We start from the raw sequence: 14,242 nt of genomic DNA on the forward strand, positions 1-14,242 counted from the left end.
ATGCAGCGGATATACGATCATGGACTTATCGGCTGTAGACTGGCATTTTCAGACTTAATGTCCACACTTGTAGACTTTAAAACATGAATCTCAATGACCTCAATTTCTTTGTCCAGGCTGTCGACAGTGGTGGCTTCGCAGCGGCCGCCCGACGGCTTGGATGTCCGAAGTCGACCGTAAGCAAGCGGGTGGCAGCTCTGGAAGCGGCGCTCGGCGCGCAACTGCTTCATCGCAGTTCACGCAGCTTTGCGCTGACCGATGTGGGGCGCGACGTGTACGATCATGCCAGTGCAGCGGTGATCGAGGCAGAAGCGGTCGAAACGGTCGTACGCAGGCGTTTGGCGGAGCCAAGCGGCATCGTGCGGATCACCACCTCGGTGCCGAACGCGCAATTCCGGCTCGCGCATCGCCTGCCGGTGCTGGCACGACAATATCCAAAACTGACGATCCAGTTGCACGTTACCGACCGTTTTGTCGACTTGGTTCAGGATGGCTTTGATCTCGCGGTCCGCAGCCATTTCGCACCTTTACCGGATTCCGATCTCGTCCAGCGGCGCATGGGCGAAGACCCGATCACCCTTGTGGCGGCACCATCCTATCTCGCCGAGCACGGCGATCCGGCAACGCCTGAATCACTGGGTGACCACGAGGGTTTGATGAGCTCGATGGCAACAAAGGTCTGGCGTTTGAGCGATGCGCGCGGCCATACGGTGGAGGTAGTGCCACGGCCGCGGCTTTATGCGGATGAATCGGTGCCGTTGCTGAAGGCAGCCGAGGCGGGGCTCGGCATTGTCTGCCTGCCGGAACTGATCTCGGCCGAGGCAGTCAGGGAGGGGCGGCTGACGCGGATATTGCCGGAGTGGACGGCTGGCCGTGTCATGACGACGATCCTGACGCCACACAGGCGTGGGCAGCTTCCCGCCGTGCGCGCCGTGATCGATTTCCTGTTGCAGAAGAACGCCATCAGCACGGTTCCGGCTGCATAGAGACTGATGGGAGAATCTCTCTCCCATCGTGGTCACGATGCAGTGTCTTCCAACCTGTACCCATATCGGTCTAGCCTGATCCGGAAACCAGCGCGGAGGCTTCGATGAGTGGCGATCACCAGCACGGCGACCTTGAGACAACACCGGCCTCGCGATTGTGGATCGCGCTCGGGCTGACGGGGACATTCCTGGTCGCCGAAGTCGTCGGCGGCATCGTGACCGGCAGTCTGGCGCTGATTTCGGATGCCATGCACATGGCGACCGATGCCATGGCACTGGTCATCGCGCTGATCGCCATCCGCCTCGGCCGCCGTCAAGCCGACCTGCTGCGCACCTATGGTTACGCACGCTTCGAGATCCTGGCCGCCGCCTTCAATGCGATGCTTTTGCTCGCGGTGGCGTTCTACATCCTCTACGAAGCCTACAAGCGCTTGTTCGAGACGCAGGAAATCGCATCCGTTGGCATGCTGGTGATCGCCATTCTCGGCCTTCTGGTCAACCTGATCTCCATGCGGCTGCTGACCAGCCATGCCGACAAGAGCCTCAACGTCAAAGGCGCCTATCTCGAGGTCTGGGCCGACATGCTGGGGTCGGTCGGGGTCATTGCGGGCGCGGTGATCATCTACCTGACCGGCTGGCAGTGGGTGGATTCCCTGATTGCAGTCGGCATCGGCTTCATGGTGTTTCCACGCACCTGGGTGCTGCTCAAGGAATGCATCAACATCCTGCTGGAAGGAGTGCCCCCCGGCATGAAGCTGGCCGAGGTCGAGACCGACATAAAGGGCATTCCGGGAGTCGCCTCGGTCCACGACCTGCATCTATGGGCAATCACGCAAAGCAAGCTTTCGCTGACGGCGCATGCCGTGCTGGACCGCTCCGCGGATGCCGAAAGCACGCGCCGAGCAGTCGAAGCAATGCTGCGCGAGAAGTACGACCTGCATCATTCGACGCTGCAGATGGAACGCGAGGCCTGCACACAAGTGGAGACGATCCACTAGCTCTATCGCTGACCTGTGTGCGGCATTTTGGCTCTGTCTCTTGCTCCTCTAGCCACTAGAGGAACTATCTTCGATCCATGTTAGATCGAGGAGACGATTATGGGTTGGCACGGTTCCAGAAATGGCAGGAAAGGCCATGGCTCGAGTGGTCATGGCGGCTATCCCGGGGGGCGGCACGGCGGACTTTCGTCCATTCTTGGTGCTCTGGGCCAAGGCGAAAAGAACAGCCGCCACGATCGCGGTCAGCGCGATGACGAGCCCCTTGAAGATTATCGGGAAGACAGACGATATCGCGATGGGCAGCGCTTCGACGAAGAACAGTCCGGGCAGCGCGCCTGGGGCCGTTCCGGGCATGACAGAGGCAAGGCCGGCGCGGATCTGTTCGCGGGCGTGCCCGGCGGGTTTTCAGGCAATGTTGCCTCGGGCAAGGCTGCCCAGTCGAAATTCGCCTTCTTCGGTGCGATCGGGGCCGTTCTTGTGTGGTCGCTGCTCGCCTGGATGGCCTACGGGCTCGTCGATGGGCTGGGTGGCTGGCTTTCCGCCAACACTGGTGCATTGCTGCAGGGCGGCAAGGATGCGATCGGCACCATCGGCATCGGCAAGGATGTCGTTGATCAGGTGAATGTGCAGGGTGCTGGCGGGCTGTTGCAGCAACTTATAGCGGCTGCCGTTGCCGTTGCCCGCCCACTTATCGTGTTCGTGTGGTTCCTGGGCAGTGTGGCAATCCTTGCCGCACCTTTTGTCCTGCAGCGGCTTAGCGGTTTTGTGCGCTCAAGAAGGCACTGAAGCCGCTCAGCCGAGATCCCTCGGCCGCAGGAAGTGGGTGAGCGTGGCCGTGCCGCTGTCGATAGCAGTCCAGTCGCCATTGAATTCGAACACCGCCAGGGCCCCTGTCGGAAATTTTCTGTTCAGCGACTTTGTCAATTTGGCCGGTGAGGCTTTGTCGGCCAACAGGGCTGCGAGATCGCCAAGGCCGGGATTGTGGCCGAGCACGAGCAAGGTATCTGCATCATCACCATTGTGCCGGATTTCGTCCAGGACGGTTTCGGCCGGCGCCTCGTAGAGCGCCTGCGAGAAATTGGGTTCCGGCCGCGTTATCCATTCGCCTGCCACCAGGCGCCAGGTCTCGCGGGTGCGTTCGGCCGCCGACACCAGGGCGCGGTCGGGCAGCCAGTTGCGCTGGGTGATGGTGTGGCCGATCAGAAGCGCTGCCTCGATGCCGCGCGGTGCCAACGGACGCTCGATGTCGGCCAGATCGGGATTGTCCCAGCCGGATTTGGCGTGCCGCAGCAGCAGAAGCCGTTTCATGACGTGATCCTCGCGAGGCGCGTTTCCAGAACCGGTTGGACGGGCAGCCTAGAGCAATTCCAGGAAAAGTGTGTAACGGTTTTCCGTCCGGAATTGCGCCAAAACTAAAAATTAGAGCGTGTCCGCGTTTCCGTAAGAAACGGAAACGCTCTAACCTAAGGCGTAATGCGCGCCAATTGCTCAAGATCGATGTTGGTGCGCAACGGATTGGGCGCTGCAACCACAATGCCTGCGGCAGTGTCGTTGTCGGCGAAGCCTGAGAACACGGCGCGCCCGTCTTCCATCCGGGCCTTGCCTTCGGCGACCAGCCTCAGCGCCATTGGATAGATCTGATGTTCGGCCTTGAGCACCCGCGCGGCGAGGCTGTTCTCGCTGTCGTCCAGCAAGACAGGAACCGCAGCCTGGGCAATGACGGGACCTTCATCCATGGCCGGGGTGACAAAATGCACGGTGCAGCCGTGGATGCGCATACCGGCATCCAGCGCGCGCCGGTGGGTATCCAGTCCCTTGAAGGACGGTAGCAGGGCAGGGTGGATGTTGATCATCTTGCCTTGCCATTTCTCGACGAACGGCTTGGTGAGCAGGCGCATGTAACCAGCCAGAGCCACCAGTTCGGCACCGAAGCCGGTCAGGGCAGCGTCGATCGCCGCGTCATGTGCATCCTTGCCGGTGTGGTCGGATCGGGCGACGACTTTGGTCGGAATACCGCGCGCGATGGCAATGCCAAGGCCGGCGGCGTCCGGCTTGTCGGAAATGACGCCGACGATTTCGGCTGGGAAATCCGGATCGCTGGCAGCCGCGATCAGGGCGGTCATGTTGGAGCCACGGCCGGAAATCAGGATCGCCGTGCGCTTGCGTTGCATCATCATAGGCTGATCGAACCCCGGTAGATCACGCCGGTGTCTCGGCGCGGCACGATACGGCCTATCGGCGTGACGGTTTCACCGGCCTCCTGCAGCACGGCAGCGACCTGCGCCGCCTGGCCGGAGGCCACGACGACGATCATGCCGATACCACAGTTGAAGGTGCGCATCATCTCGGCAGGCGCAACTCCGCCGGTCTTGGCGAGCCAGGAGAATACCGGAGGCACATCGATGGCATCGAGGTCGAGCTCGGCCGAAAAATCCTTGGGCAGGACGCGAGGGATATTTTCGGGGAAGCCGCCGCCGGTGATATGGGCGAGTGCCTTGATGCCGTGGGTGTTGCGAATCGCCTTGAGAATCGATTTCACATAGATGCGGGTTGGCTCGAGCAGTGCTTCGGCCAGCGTCAGGCCGGGCGCGAAGGGAGCCTTGGCATCCCAGGCAAGACCACTTGCCGCAACGATGCGGCGGATCAGCGAATAACCGTTGGAGTGTGGGCCGGAAGACGCGAGGCCGAGCAGCACATCGCCTTCAACGACATCGTCGGTCGGCAGGAGCTGGCCGCGCTCGGCGGCGCCGACGGCGAAGCCGGCAAGGTCATAGTCCTTGTCCTGGTACATGCCGGGCATTTCTGCGGTCTCACCGCCGATCAGCGCGCACCCGGCCTGGCGGCAGCCTTCCGCGATGCCGCTGACGATCGCAACGCCCTGGTCGGGATCGAGTTTGCCGGTAGCGAAATAGTCGAGAAAAAACAGGGGTTCTGCACCCTGTACAACGAGATCGTTGACGCACATGGCCACGAGATCGATGCCGATGGTGTCGTGTTTGCCGGCGTCGATGGCGATCTTGAGCTTGGTGCCGACGCCGTCGTTGGCCGCTACCAGAACCGGATCGGTGAAGCCGGCAGCCTTGAGATCGAACAGGCCGCCGAAACCGCCGATTTCGCCATCGGCGCCTGGCCGACGGGTGGCTCGCACCAGCGGCTTGATCTTCTCCACCATGAGGTTGCCGGCGTCGATATCGACGCCCGCGTCGGCATAGGTGAGCCCGTTGGTTCGTTCGTTCATGGCTGTTCCCTGCTTGGGCCGGCGCAACGGCCAGCACCACCTTAGCGCGTCACGCGGCTCTTCGCACGAACAGTCCAGCCTCGCAACCGCAACAGGAAATGTCGGCGGCTTTCGATCGCGATTTTCGGGGCAGGCGCTGGACAAATCCGTGGATATCCAGACGCTGTTTCATGATGTCTTGCGGTTCTTGTCGCCTTCACCCATGTATCGCCAGGAACGAGGACGGGCCGCCTTTTGGTCATAACCATTCCCAACCTGATCTCCATCATGCGCCTGCTCCTGGTGCCTGGCGTGGTGCTGGCCATGCTGCAGGCACGTTGGGAGTGGGCCTTTGCCGGCTTCGTTGTCGCCGGCATTTCCGACGGTGTCGACGGCTTCATCGCGCGCCAGTTCAACCAGCATTCGAGGCTGGGGGCCTATCTCGACCCGATCGCCGACAAACTTCTGCTGGTGTCCGTCTTCATCGTGCTGGGCATCAGCGGGGAACTGCCATTGTGGCTGGTGGTCGCCATGGTATCGCGAGACGGATTGATCATCTGCGCGGTCGTGCTGTCCTCGGTGATGGGGCACCCGGTGGAGGTGAAGCCACTCCTTGTCTCCAAGGCTAACACAGCGGTGCAGATCATTCTCGCGGCGCAGGTTCTCGCCGAATTGACCTTCGCCATGCATCTCGACCCGCTGCGAACCATCCTGATAATGCTGTCCGGGCTCTTGACCGTGGCTTCGGCCGCGGCCTATCTCGTGGCCTGGCTGAGGCATATGAGCAGTAATGGCGAAGGCAGCACTTCCTGATCACGATGACGCCGAGGCATCCGCCGCGGCCGCATTCCGGCGCCAGCTACGGTTCTGGCTGGTCGGCGCCGTTATCCTGATCGGCTTCCTCTATCTGTTCAGCGACATTCTGCTGCCCTTCGTGGCGGGCATGGTGCTGGCATATTTCCTCGATCCCGTTGCCGATCGGCTGGAACGGTTCGGCCTGTCGCGTGTCATGGCGACGGTGGTGATCCTGATCGCCTTCATCGTCGTTCTTGTGCTTGCCTTCGTCATCCTGGTGCCGGTCCTGGCCTCGCAGATGGCGGGATTCGCGGAAAAACTGCCGGATTATCTGACACGCCTGCAGGCTCTCGTCACCAATTTCGACCCGAAATGGCTGGAGCAGCGTTTTGGCGTCAACGCGGCCAGCCTCAAGGACGGGCTCAACTCGGTGCTGAGTTCCGGCCTCGGTCTGGTGACCACGGTTTTCCAGTCGTTGTGGAATTCAGGCATGGCGCTGGTTTCGGTGGCATCGCTGTTCGTGGTGACGCCGGTGGTAGCCTTCTACATGCTGCTCGACTGGGATCGCATGGTGGCAACCGTGGACAGCTGGGTGCCACGTGACCACGTGGAAACGGTTCGCCAGATATCTGCTGATATCAACAGCGCCACCGCTGGCTTCGTGCGCGGGCAAGGCACGCTTTGCCTGGTTCTCGGCGCCATGTACGCCGTCGGCCTGACGCTGACGGGGCTTAATTTCGGTATCCTCATCGGCCTGTTTGCCGGTTTGATCTCCTTCATTCCCTATGTCGGTTCACTCACCGGGCTGGTGTTGGCCATTGGTGTCGCCATCGTGCAGTTCTGGCCGGACTGGACGATGATCGTTGCGGTTGCCGCGGTGTTCTTCATCGGCCAGTTCATCGAGGGTAACATCCTGTCACCCAAGCTGGTGGGCAAAAGTGTTGGCCTGCATCCGGTCTGGCTGATGTTCGCGCTGTTTGCGTTTGGCGCCTTGTTCGGCTTTGTCGGCCTGCTCATCGCGGTGCCGGCTGCCGCGGCCATTGCTGTTCTGGTCCGCTTCGCCATCGCGCGATACCTGGAATCGCCGCTCTACAAGGGACATGGCGTCGAACCGCCACCTTTGCAGGGCAAGCGAACCAGGTCGCGACGCGGATAACTGATGGAAAGGCCGCGTCAGCTTCCGCTCGACCTCGGGCACGGCACTGCCTATTCGCGCGACGACCTTGTCGTGTCGGCGTCGAACGCACAGGCAGCGACGCTTGTCGATCGCTGGCCGGACTGGCCGGCACCGGTGGTGGTGCTGGCGGGGCCAGCGGGATCCGGCAAGACACATCTGGCCGAAATCTGGCGAGACGCAGCCGACGCCATTGCCATTCAGGCTGGCGAGGTTGCCCAAGGTGCTGCCGCCTTTGACGGGCGGCCCGTTCTGATCGACGACATCGATGCCGAGCCATTCGACCAGCAGGGGCTGTTTCATCTCATCAACAATGTCCGGAGCGCCGGCTCCAACCTCCTGCTGACCGCACGGCGCTTTCCGGCGGCCTGGGGCACGACATTGCCCGATCTGGCATCCCGCCTGAAGGCGGCGGCGACCGTCGAGATCCACGAGCCCGATGACGTGCTTCTGGCAGGCGTCATTACAAAGCTCTTCGCTGACCGTCAGGTCGAAGTCGAGCCGCATGTCGTGCAATATCTCGTGCGGCGCATCGAGCGCTCACTGGCAACCGCGATGCGCGTGGTGGGGCGGCTCGACCGCATGGCGTTGGAGCAAAAGGCACGCATTACCCGCACCATGGCGGCCGATGCCGTCAGCGCCATGGACGAAGGGCAGGGCGAGTTCGAACTGTAGGGCGCTGCGCCCTACCTCAGCTGCCCGGCTCGACTCGATTGCCGCTCACAGGATCGAAAATATGCTGCGCGCTTCGATCCACGCCGAGGCGCACCTGCTGTCCTGGCGTCAGAAACGGCCGCCCGATGGCATAGATGCGGAGCTGTTCGCCTGCGAGGCGGACGTAGTATTGGGTCGACATGCCGAGCGGCTCGACCACCTCGACTTCCGCCTTGAGAGCGCCGTCATCGACAATCCTGATGTCTTCCGGGCGCATGCCGACGGAGAGTACATCACTATCCTGCAATGGCAGGCCGTCGGGCAGCCGCAATCTCTGGCCGTCGCTGAGAACCGCCTCGGTTATGGCCTGGCGGGCAACGGTTGCCGGCAAAAAGTTCATGGCAGGCGAGCCGATAAAGCCGGCGACGAACATGTTCGCCGGGCGGTCGTAGAGCTCCAGCGGTGCGCCGACCTGTTGCACATTGCCATTGTGCATGACGACGATACGGTCGGCCATGGTCATCGCTTCGGTCTGATCGTGGGTGACGTAGATCGATGTTGTCTTGAGTTGCTGGTGCAACGCCTTGATTTCGGTACGCATATGGGTGCGGAGCTTGGCATCGAGGTTGGACAAGGGTTCGTCGAACAGGAAGACCTGGGGATTGCGTACGATGGCACGACCCATGGCGACACGCTGACGCTGGCCGCCGGAAAGCTGGCGCGGCAGACGCTGCAGCAAGGGATCGAGGCCCAGCCGCTTCGCCGCACCCTCGACCCGCGTCTCGATGGCTGCCTTTTCGGTCTTCCGCAACATCAGGCTGAAACCCATGTTGGAGGAGACATTCATATGCGGATAAAGCGCATAGGACTGGAACACCATGGCGATGTCGCGGTCCTTCGGTGCAACGTCATTGACAATGCGTTCGCCGATGCGGATGTCGCCGCCCGACACCTCTTCCAGCCCGGCGATCATGCGCAGCAGAGTGGACTTGCCGCAGCCTGACGGTCCCACCAGCACCACGAACTCACCGTCGGCGATTTTCAGATCGACCTCATTGAGGACGCGGACGATGCCATAGTCCTTCTTGACCTTTTCCAGCGTGACGGAAGCCATGATCACCCTTTGACCGCACCGGCGGTAAGCCCGGTGACGAGATAGCGTTGCAGGAAGCCGAAGAAGATGCAGACCGGGATCAGTGCCAGCACCGATGCAGCCATCATCTGTCCCCAGTCGACGGCAAATTTGCCGATGTAAGTGAGCAGCCCGACGGCGAAAGTCTTCTTGTCGTCGCTCGAGATCAGCATCAGCGCAAACAGCAGTTCGCTCCAGGCGGCAGTGAAGACGAAGCCCAGCGTCGCGCCCATGCCGGGCAAGGTAAGAGGCACGATGATGCGCCGCATCGCCTGCGCCCTGGTGCAGCCGTCGATCATGGCTGCTTCCTCCAGGTCCTTCGGGATGCCGTCGAAGAAGGACTGCATCAGGAAGGTGGCGAAGGCGGTGTTGAAGGCGGTGTAGATGATGATCAGGCCGGTCAGGCTGTTGATCAGCCCGACCTGGCCCATCATGCGGTAGATCGGCGGAATGACCATGACCAGCGGGAAGGTCTGGGTGAGCAGCAGCATGATGGCGAGCGCCGCCTTGCCGCGGAACGTGAAGCGCGACATCGCGTAACCGGCCAGTGTGGCGATGACGGTGACCAGGGCGGCCGTCGACAGCGAGACGATAACGCTGTTCAGGAAGTAACGCGGGAAGTCGGTGGCGGAGAGCACCGTCGAGAAATTCTCGAAGGTGGTGCGCGACGGCCAGAGCGTGATGCCTTCCGAATAGAGCAGGGACGTCGGCGTCACCGATATCTTCAGCGTCCAGAAGATCGGAAACAGCGCAAACAGCACATAGGCGGTGATCGCCGCATAGAGACCGATGCCGCCGAGGAAACGTGAGGACTGGGTGCGTCCGGCAATCATCAGACATGCCTCACAAGCGTGCGACGGATGCCGATGAGCACGATCGCGTAGAGGATGAGCAGGACAAGCAGCAGCACGGCAATCGCCGAGGCATAACCCTTGTCCAGTGATTTGAAGGCGCTGACATAGATGTAGACCGGCGTGGTGGCTGTCGACCCGGCAGGGCCCCCTTCGGTCATCACGAAGATGAGATCGGCGAAGGTGGCGATCCAGATCGTGCGCAACATCACCGTGATGGCAATGGTCGGCGCCAGAAAAGGCAGCGTCACCTTGACGAAACGCTGCCAGGGTGTGGCACCGTCGATGGCGGCCGCTTCGTGCAGCTCCGAAGGGATGGACTTCAACGCCGCCAGCAATGTGATGGCGAAAAACGGCACGCCGAACCAGACATTGGCAATTATCGGTCCCCACATGGCGGTTGCAGGGTCGGAAAGAATGTTGGTCGGCTCGGCTTTCAGGCCAAGGGCATAGAGCCAGTGTGGCAATGGGCCGATGATCGGGTTGAACAGCCAGGCCCAGGTGAGACCCGAGAGGAACGACGGCACTGCCCAGGGCAGGAAGACAAGCGCCTGCACGACGCGGCGGCCGGCAAATGGCTTGTCGAGCAGCAGGGCCAGGCCAAGACCAAGAAAAAACTGGAAGAACAGGCTGGCGATCGTCCACCAGGCTGTGTTGACGAGTGCCTCGCCAAGCAAGGGATCCGACAGCATCGCCTGGTATTGGCCAAACCCGACGAATTCCGACTTGAAGGCGGAGAATTTGCGGAACGAATAGCCGATGCCGATGATCAGCGGCACAAGCAACACCGTGACCAGGAGCACGATGGCCGGGCTGAGATAGAGCCAGGGCTCGAAGGACGCAAAGGACATGCCTTTGCGGCGCGTTGGCGCGCTGTCGATGGCGATGGTCATCACGGTCACTCGCGAGAGCAATTCCAGCAAAACTGTGCAACGGTTCTGCGTCTGGAACTGCGTAGAAACAAAAAGTTGGAGCGTTTCCGTGTTCCCGAAAAATCGGAAACGCTCCGATGGCGAACCGGTGCGGACGGCCTTCCCCTCTTCGTTATCGGGAGGAGCTATCCGGCAGAACGGTGAGGGGCGGCGCCAGCGGGGGGAGAGTCAGGCTTCGCCGCCCCTCGTTCGGCCTTTCGGGCCGTTCGCTGGTCTCCCATGCGGGAGGACCAGATTGCTACTTCTTGTTCTTGGCCATCCAGTCCTGCTGTTCCTTGGTCATATAGGCCGCCCATTCGTCGGCGACCTCCTTGGCCGTGCGCTTGCCCAGCAGCACTTCCTGGAAGCCCTTGATGGCGATCTGGTCGACAAAGTTGCCAAGATTTTCGAGATGCGTCGGAGGGGTCACGAACTCATATTTGTCACCGCCGTTCAACTCGTCGAACCAACCCTTGAATTGCTCGGTCTTGAAGTACGCGTCCTCCTCGGCGCCGTTGTGAATCGGCAGCACGCCGACCATCTTCGCCCATTCGATGTTGCCCTTCGGCGACAGCAGGGTCTCCATCAGCTTCCAGGAATCATCCTTGACCTTGGAGTTGGCGAAGATCGCCCAGCCGGAATAACCGAGCGTCGGGAACGACTTGCCGCTTGGCCCGGCAGGAACCGGCGCGACGGCGAAATCGTCCTTGTTCATCTTTTCGGCGATGCCGATCAGGGCATCCGGATCCTGGTCGAGCATGGCACAGGTGCCGGAGTAGAAACCGGTAACGGTCTCGTTGAAACCCCAGCTGACGCTGTCCTTCGGGGCGTAGCCGTTCTTGTAGAGATCGGCCAGCATCTGCAGGCCCTTGACCGAGCCTTCCTCGTTCATGGTCGAGGTGCCGTCCGCGTTGAAATAGCCGCCCTTGCCGTTGGCAATGTTCATGAACATGTTCATGCCGAAGGTCGCGCCGGGGCCGCCGCGCAGGCAGTAGCCATATTTGCCGGGCAAGGCCGAGATTTTCTTGGAGGCTTCGACAAACTCGTCAAGCGTCGCCGGTGCATGGTCGAGGCCGGCTTCCTTGAACAGCTTCTTGTTCCAGAACATCGCCTTCAGATAGTAACCGTAGGGGATCATAAGCTGTTTGCCGCCGACGGTTGATCCGAACTGGCGTGCACGCTCGCCCAGCGTCTTGTTGTCAGGCCATTTCTCCATGTAGGGGCCAAGGTCTTCCAGCATGCCGTTGGCGCCGTAGAGACCCATCCAGCGTTCCGGCATTTCGACCACGTCTGGCGTGTCGCCGGCCTGCACCATCGTCAGGAATTTTTCGTAAGCCTGGCCCCATGGCAGCGAGATCAGCTCGACCTTGACGCCAGGGTTTGCTGTTTCGAATTCCGCTATCTGTTTCTTCAGGAATTCCGTCCGCGGTGGACTGGTGATGACCTCGACCATCTTGATCGTGGTCTCGGCCATCGCGGCACTTGCCGAAATCGCCAGGCCGGCCACTGCGGCAAGCAGTGTCTTCAACGTTCCCATGTCTTCCACTCCCATTTGTTTGACAGATTATTTTCTTGCTTTTTCAAGGGCCTGTGCGATGTCGCTCCACAAGTCCTCGACATTCTCCAACCCGACATTGAGCCGGATGGTTCGCGGGCTGACGCCGAAGCGCGCCATGGAATTCAAGCCCGGGGTCTGCTCCAGGGATGCCTTGGCCGGCACGATCAGGCTTTCGTGGCCGCCCCAGGACACACCAATGCGGAAATAATTCAGCGCATCGGTGAAAACGGGGATGTCGATCTCCTCGGTTACCTCGAACGAGAACAGGCCGGCATAGCCCGCAAGCGTCGCCTTGCCGGGATGGTTGGAGTAGACGGGATGATTGACCCGCTCGACCATGCCGTGCGCCTTGAGCCGCTCGGCGATCGTGAGCCCGCTTTTCATATGGTGAGGCAGGCGCAGGGGCAGCGTGCGCAGGCCGCGCAGCAGAAGCCATGCCTCGAAAGGCGAGAGTTTGCCGCCGAGATAGGAGTAGGTCTGTTCGTTGATGCGGCGGATGTTTTCGGCAGAGCCTGAGACGACGCCGGCGACGGTATCGCTGTGGCCGCCCAGATATTTGGATGCCGAGTGCAGCACCAAATCGACGCCATGGGCAATCGGCTTCTGGAAGATCGGGGTCGCCCAGGAATTGTCGATCGTGGTAACGATGCCGTGCTCTTTCGCCAGCCGGGTCAGATGCGGCAAGTCCTGTAATTCGAACATCATCGACGTCGGACTTTCGAGATAAAGCAGTTTTGCACCGGGCAGGGCGGCGGCAACGGCGTCCGGGTCGGAGCCATCGACATAGTCGACCGTGATGTTGAGACGTGGAAACAGCCGTTCGAACAGGCGGTAGGCGTCGCCATAGCAGTTGCGGACCACCACGATACGGTCTCCTGCGCCGACGAAGGCCAGCACCGTCGCGCTGATCGCCGCCATGCCGGAGGAAAAGCCGCGCGCTGCCTCGGCGCCTTCGAGCGCCGCCACCCGCTTCTCGAATTCCATGACGGTTGGATTGTCGCCACGCGAATAGATCGGCTGTCGCCGTTTGCCGGCGAAGGTGTCTGCCATTTCGGCGTAGCTGGCGAATGTGAACAGAGACGTCTGGTAGATCGGCGGCACAACGGCGCCGCCGACAAACGGGTCGTCATGGGCAAGCAGCGTGGCTGCTTCTGCAACGGGGTCGATGTCGAGGTTCGGGCGAGGGTCGTTCATGCCTGTCGTGCCTGGTTGCGTGCTGCCTCGCCGCGCCGCAGATCGGCTTCGACGGTGGCGATCAGTTTCAGTGCCTCGGTTCGCGCGCCTTCGGCGTCGCGGGCGGCGATGCGCTCGTAAATGGTGCGATGGTACGGGAAGGAGGCGTGGCCGAAGTCGCGAACGCCAAGCGGATGTTCCCAGAAGCGGTGGAACATTTCATGCATGGCAGCGATCAGTTGTTCGAACAATGGATTGCCGGATGCCCGGTAGATCGCCTGGTGGAATTCCCAGTCTTCCTCTGAAGACATGCCGGCGCGGCTATGAAAGGCCTCTTCCATGATTTCGAGTTTGTGACGGATGAGCTCGAGTTCCCGCGGCCCGGTGCGTATCGCGCACAGGGCAACGGCTTCGGCTTCCAGGGCGCGGCGAACTTCCAGCGTCTGCATGAGGCTGGCGAAATCGTTGCCGCCGGCAAGCGTCAGCGGCATGTGCAGCATGTGGGGGGAAACGGCTGCCTTCAGGAACGTTCCGCTGCCCTGCAGGCGCTCGACAAGGCCGAGCCCTTCCCACCGCGTCAAGGCTTCGCGCACCGTGTTGCGGCTGACCTTCAGCCGTTCAGCGAGAATGCGCTCGGTGGGCAATTTGTCGCCCGGCTGCAAGGTTTCCTGCTGAACGAAATCCGCCAACGCCTCCAGCACCGCGTCGTCGCGGGCGGTGGTCTGGATGGGTGGAAGGCGAACCTGGCTCATTCGGCAACCAATTGGATCAATGGTCCAACCAATTACATGCA

The 14,242-nt window shown here is 61.4% G+C and carries 15 protein-coding genes; 6 read left to right on the forward strand and 9 right to left on the reverse strand.

The window, feature by feature from the left end; all coding sequences use genetic code 11:
- Window positions 1–83 precede the first annotated feature (83 nt).
- From C1M53_RS26130 to C1M53_RS26140, 3 genes are all read left to right on the forward strand, one after another.
- Window positions 84–986 carry a LysR substrate-binding domain-containing protein gene (locus tag C1M53_RS26130; protein ID WP_129414873.1) on the forward strand — a complete coding sequence of 301 codons (903 nt, stop codon included), beginning with the start codon at window positions 84–86 and terminating at the stop codon, window positions 984–986.
- A 104-nt stretch (window positions 987–1,090) separates the two neighbouring features.
- Window positions 1,091–1,984: a cation diffusion facilitator family transporter gene (locus tag C1M53_RS26135; RefSeq protein WP_129414874.1), complete on the forward strand. Its 894-nt coding sequence runs from the start codon at window positions 1,091–1,093 to the stop codon at window positions 1,982–1,984.
- A 99-nt stretch (window positions 1,985–2,083) separates the two neighbouring features.
- Window positions 2,084–2,770, forward strand: a complete 687-nt coding sequence (locus C1M53_RS26140; protein ID WP_129414875.1) for a hypothetical protein — start codon at window positions 2,084–2,086, stop codon at window positions 2,768–2,770.
- Window positions 2,771–2,776: 6 nt separating this feature from the next.
- Here the strand turns inward: C1M53_RS26140 and C1M53_RS26145 are convergent, their stop codons facing one another.
- The 3 genes from C1M53_RS26145 to purM all read right to left on the reverse strand — a co-directional run bounded on the left by C1M53_RS26145 (window position 2,777) and on the right by purM (window position 5,222).
- Window positions 2,777–3,292, reverse strand: coding sequence for a histidine phosphatase family protein (locus tag C1M53_RS26145; RefSeq protein ID WP_129414876.1), 516 nt, complete (start codon window positions 3,290–3,292; stop codon window positions 2,777–2,779).
- A 155-nt stretch (window positions 3,293–3,447) separates the two neighbouring features.
- Window positions 3,448–4,161, reverse strand: a complete 714-nt coding sequence (purN, locus tag C1M53_RS26150) for a phosphoribosylglycinamide formyltransferase (RefSeq protein ID WP_129414877.1) — start codon at window positions 4,159–4,161, stop codon at window positions 3,448–3,450.
- A complete protein-coding gene (gene purM, locus C1M53_RS26155; protein WP_129414878.1) occupies window positions 4,158–5,222 on the reverse strand; it encodes a phosphoribosylformylglycinamidine cyclo-ligase in 1,065 nt (354 codons plus the stop codon). Before purM ends, purN begins: the two co-directional genes overlap by 4 nt.
- Window positions 5,223–5,462: 240 nt before the next feature.
- Between purM and C1M53_RS26160 the strand changes: the two genes are divergently transcribed.
- The 3 genes from C1M53_RS26160 to hdaA are packed head-to-tail and all read left to right on the forward strand — an operon-like array spanning window position 5,463 to window position 7,845.
- Complete coding sequence (locus C1M53_RS26160) at window positions 5,463–6,014, forward strand: CDP-alcohol phosphatidyltransferase family protein (protein ID WP_129416378.1); 552 nt, start codon at window positions 5,463–5,465, stop codon at window positions 6,012–6,014.
- Window positions 5,992–7,152 (forward strand): AI-2E family transporter, encoded by a 1,161-nt coding sequence (locus tag C1M53_RS26165; protein ID WP_129414879.1) that lies wholly within the window; start codon window positions 5,992–5,994, stop codon window positions 7,150–7,152. The genes C1M53_RS26160 and C1M53_RS26165 overlap by 23 nt, the downstream gene beginning before the upstream one ends.
- 3 nt (window positions 7,153–7,155) lie before the next feature.
- Entirely contained in the window at window positions 7,156–7,845 is a 690-nt protein-coding gene (gene hdaA / locus C1M53_RS26170) for a DnaA regulatory inactivator HdaA (protein WP_129414880.1), read from the forward strand.
- A 16-nt stretch (window positions 7,846–7,861) separates the two neighbouring features.
- Here hdaA and ugpC read toward each other — a convergent pair whose 3' ends face one another.
- The 6 genes from ugpC to C1M53_RS26200 form a co-directional block, all read right to left on the reverse strand.
- Complete coding sequence (gene ugpC / locus C1M53_RS26175; protein ID WP_129414881.1) at window positions 7,862–8,938, reverse strand: sn-glycerol-3-phosphate ABC transporter ATP-binding protein UgpC; 1,077 nt, start codon at window positions 8,936–8,938, stop codon at window positions 7,862–7,864.
- A 2-nt stretch (window positions 8,939–8,940) separates the two neighbouring features.
- Window positions 8,941–9,789 (reverse strand): carbohydrate ABC transporter permease, encoded by an 849-nt coding sequence (locus tag C1M53_RS26180; RefSeq protein ID WP_129414882.1) that lies wholly within the window; start codon window positions 9,787–9,789, stop codon window positions 8,941–8,943.
- Window positions 9,789–10,700, reverse strand: a complete 912-nt coding sequence (locus C1M53_RS26185) for a sugar ABC transporter permease (protein WP_129414883.1) — start codon at window positions 10,698–10,700, stop codon at window positions 9,789–9,791. The genes C1M53_RS26180 and C1M53_RS26185 overlap by 1 nt, the downstream gene beginning before the upstream one ends.
- Window positions 10,701–10,977: 277 nt before the next feature.
- On the reverse strand, window positions 10,978–12,255 hold the full coding sequence (locus tag C1M53_RS26190) for a sugar ABC transporter substrate-binding protein (RefSeq protein WP_245488290.1): 1,278 nt from the start codon (window positions 12,253–12,255) through the stop codon (window positions 10,978–10,980).
- Window positions 12,256–12,282: 27 nt separating this feature from the next.
- Complete coding sequence (locus tag C1M53_RS26195; RefSeq protein WP_129414885.1) at window positions 12,283–13,470, reverse strand: PLP-dependent transferase; 1,188 nt, start codon at window positions 13,468–13,470, stop codon at window positions 12,283–12,285.
- Window positions 13,467–14,201, reverse strand: coding sequence for a FadR/GntR family transcriptional regulator (locus C1M53_RS26200; protein WP_129414886.1), 735 nt, complete (start codon window positions 14,199–14,201; stop codon window positions 13,467–13,469). Before C1M53_RS26200 ends, C1M53_RS26195 begins: the two co-directional genes overlap by 4 nt.
- Window positions 14,202–14,242 lie beyond the last annotated feature (41 nt).

Origin of the sequence: Mesorhizobium sp. Pch-S, from assembly GCF_004136315.1 — a bacterium.
In the GTDB taxonomy this organism is placed as follows: Bacteria; Pseudomonadota; Alphaproteobacteria; order Rhizobiales; family Rhizobiaceae; genus Mesorhizobium.

What these genes read in the sequence shown, in the direction of transcription:
- C1M53_RS26130 (WP_129414873.1), top strand. Translation starts at nt 84, where the DNA reads ATGAATCTCAATGACCTCAATTTCTTTGTCCAGGCTGTCGACAGTGGT.
- C1M53_RS26135 (WP_129414874.1), top strand. Translation starts at nt 1,091, where the DNA reads ATGAGTGGCGATCACCAGCACGGCGACCTTGAGACAACACCGGCCTCG.
- C1M53_RS26140 (WP_129414875.1), top strand. Translation starts at nt 2,084, where the DNA reads ATGGGTTGGCACGGTTCCAGAAATGGCAGGAAAGGCCATGGCTCGAGT.
- C1M53_RS26145 (WP_129414876.1), bottom strand. Translation starts at nt 3,292, where the DNA reads ATGAAACGGCTTCTGCTGCTGCGGCACGCCAAATCCGGCTGGGACAAT.
- purN (WP_129414877.1), bottom strand. Translation starts at nt 4,161, where the DNA reads ATGATGATGCAACGCAAGCGCACGGCGATCCTGATTTCCGGCCGTGGC.
- purM (WP_129414878.1), bottom strand. Translation starts at nt 5,222, where the DNA reads ATGAACGAACGAACCAACGGGCTCACCTATGCCGACGCGGGCGTCGAT.
- C1M53_RS26165 (WP_129414879.1), top strand. Translation starts at nt 5,992, where the DNA reads ATGGCGAAGGCAGCACTTCCTGATCACGATGACGCCGAGGCATCCGCC.
- hdaA (WP_129414880.1), top strand. Translation starts at nt 7,156, where the DNA reads ATGGAAAGGCCGCGTCAGCTTCCGCTCGACCTCGGGCACGGCACTGCC.
- ugpC (WP_129414881.1), bottom strand. Translation starts at nt 8,938, where the DNA reads ATGGCTTCCGTCACGCTGGAAAAGGTCAAGAAGGACTATGGCATCGTC.
- C1M53_RS26180 (WP_129414882.1), bottom strand. Translation starts at nt 9,789, where the DNA reads ATGATTGCCGGACGCACCCAGTCCTCACGTTTCCTCGGCGGCATCGGT.
- C1M53_RS26185 (WP_129414883.1), bottom strand. Translation starts at nt 10,700, where the DNA reads ATGACCATCGCCATCGACAGCGCGCCAACGCGCCGCAAAGGCATGTCC.
- C1M53_RS26190 (WP_245488290.1), bottom strand. Translation starts at nt 12,255, where the DNA reads ATGGGAACGTTGAAGACACTGCTTGCCGCAGTGGCCGGCCTGGCGATT.
- C1M53_RS26195 (WP_129414885.1), bottom strand. Translation starts at nt 13,470, where the DNA reads ATGAACGACCCTCGCCCGAACCTCGACATCGACCCCGTTGCAGAAGCA.
- C1M53_RS26200 (WP_129414886.1), bottom strand. Translation starts at nt 14,201, where the DNA reads ATGAGCCAGGTTCGCCTTCCACCCATCCAGACCACCGCCCGCGACGAC.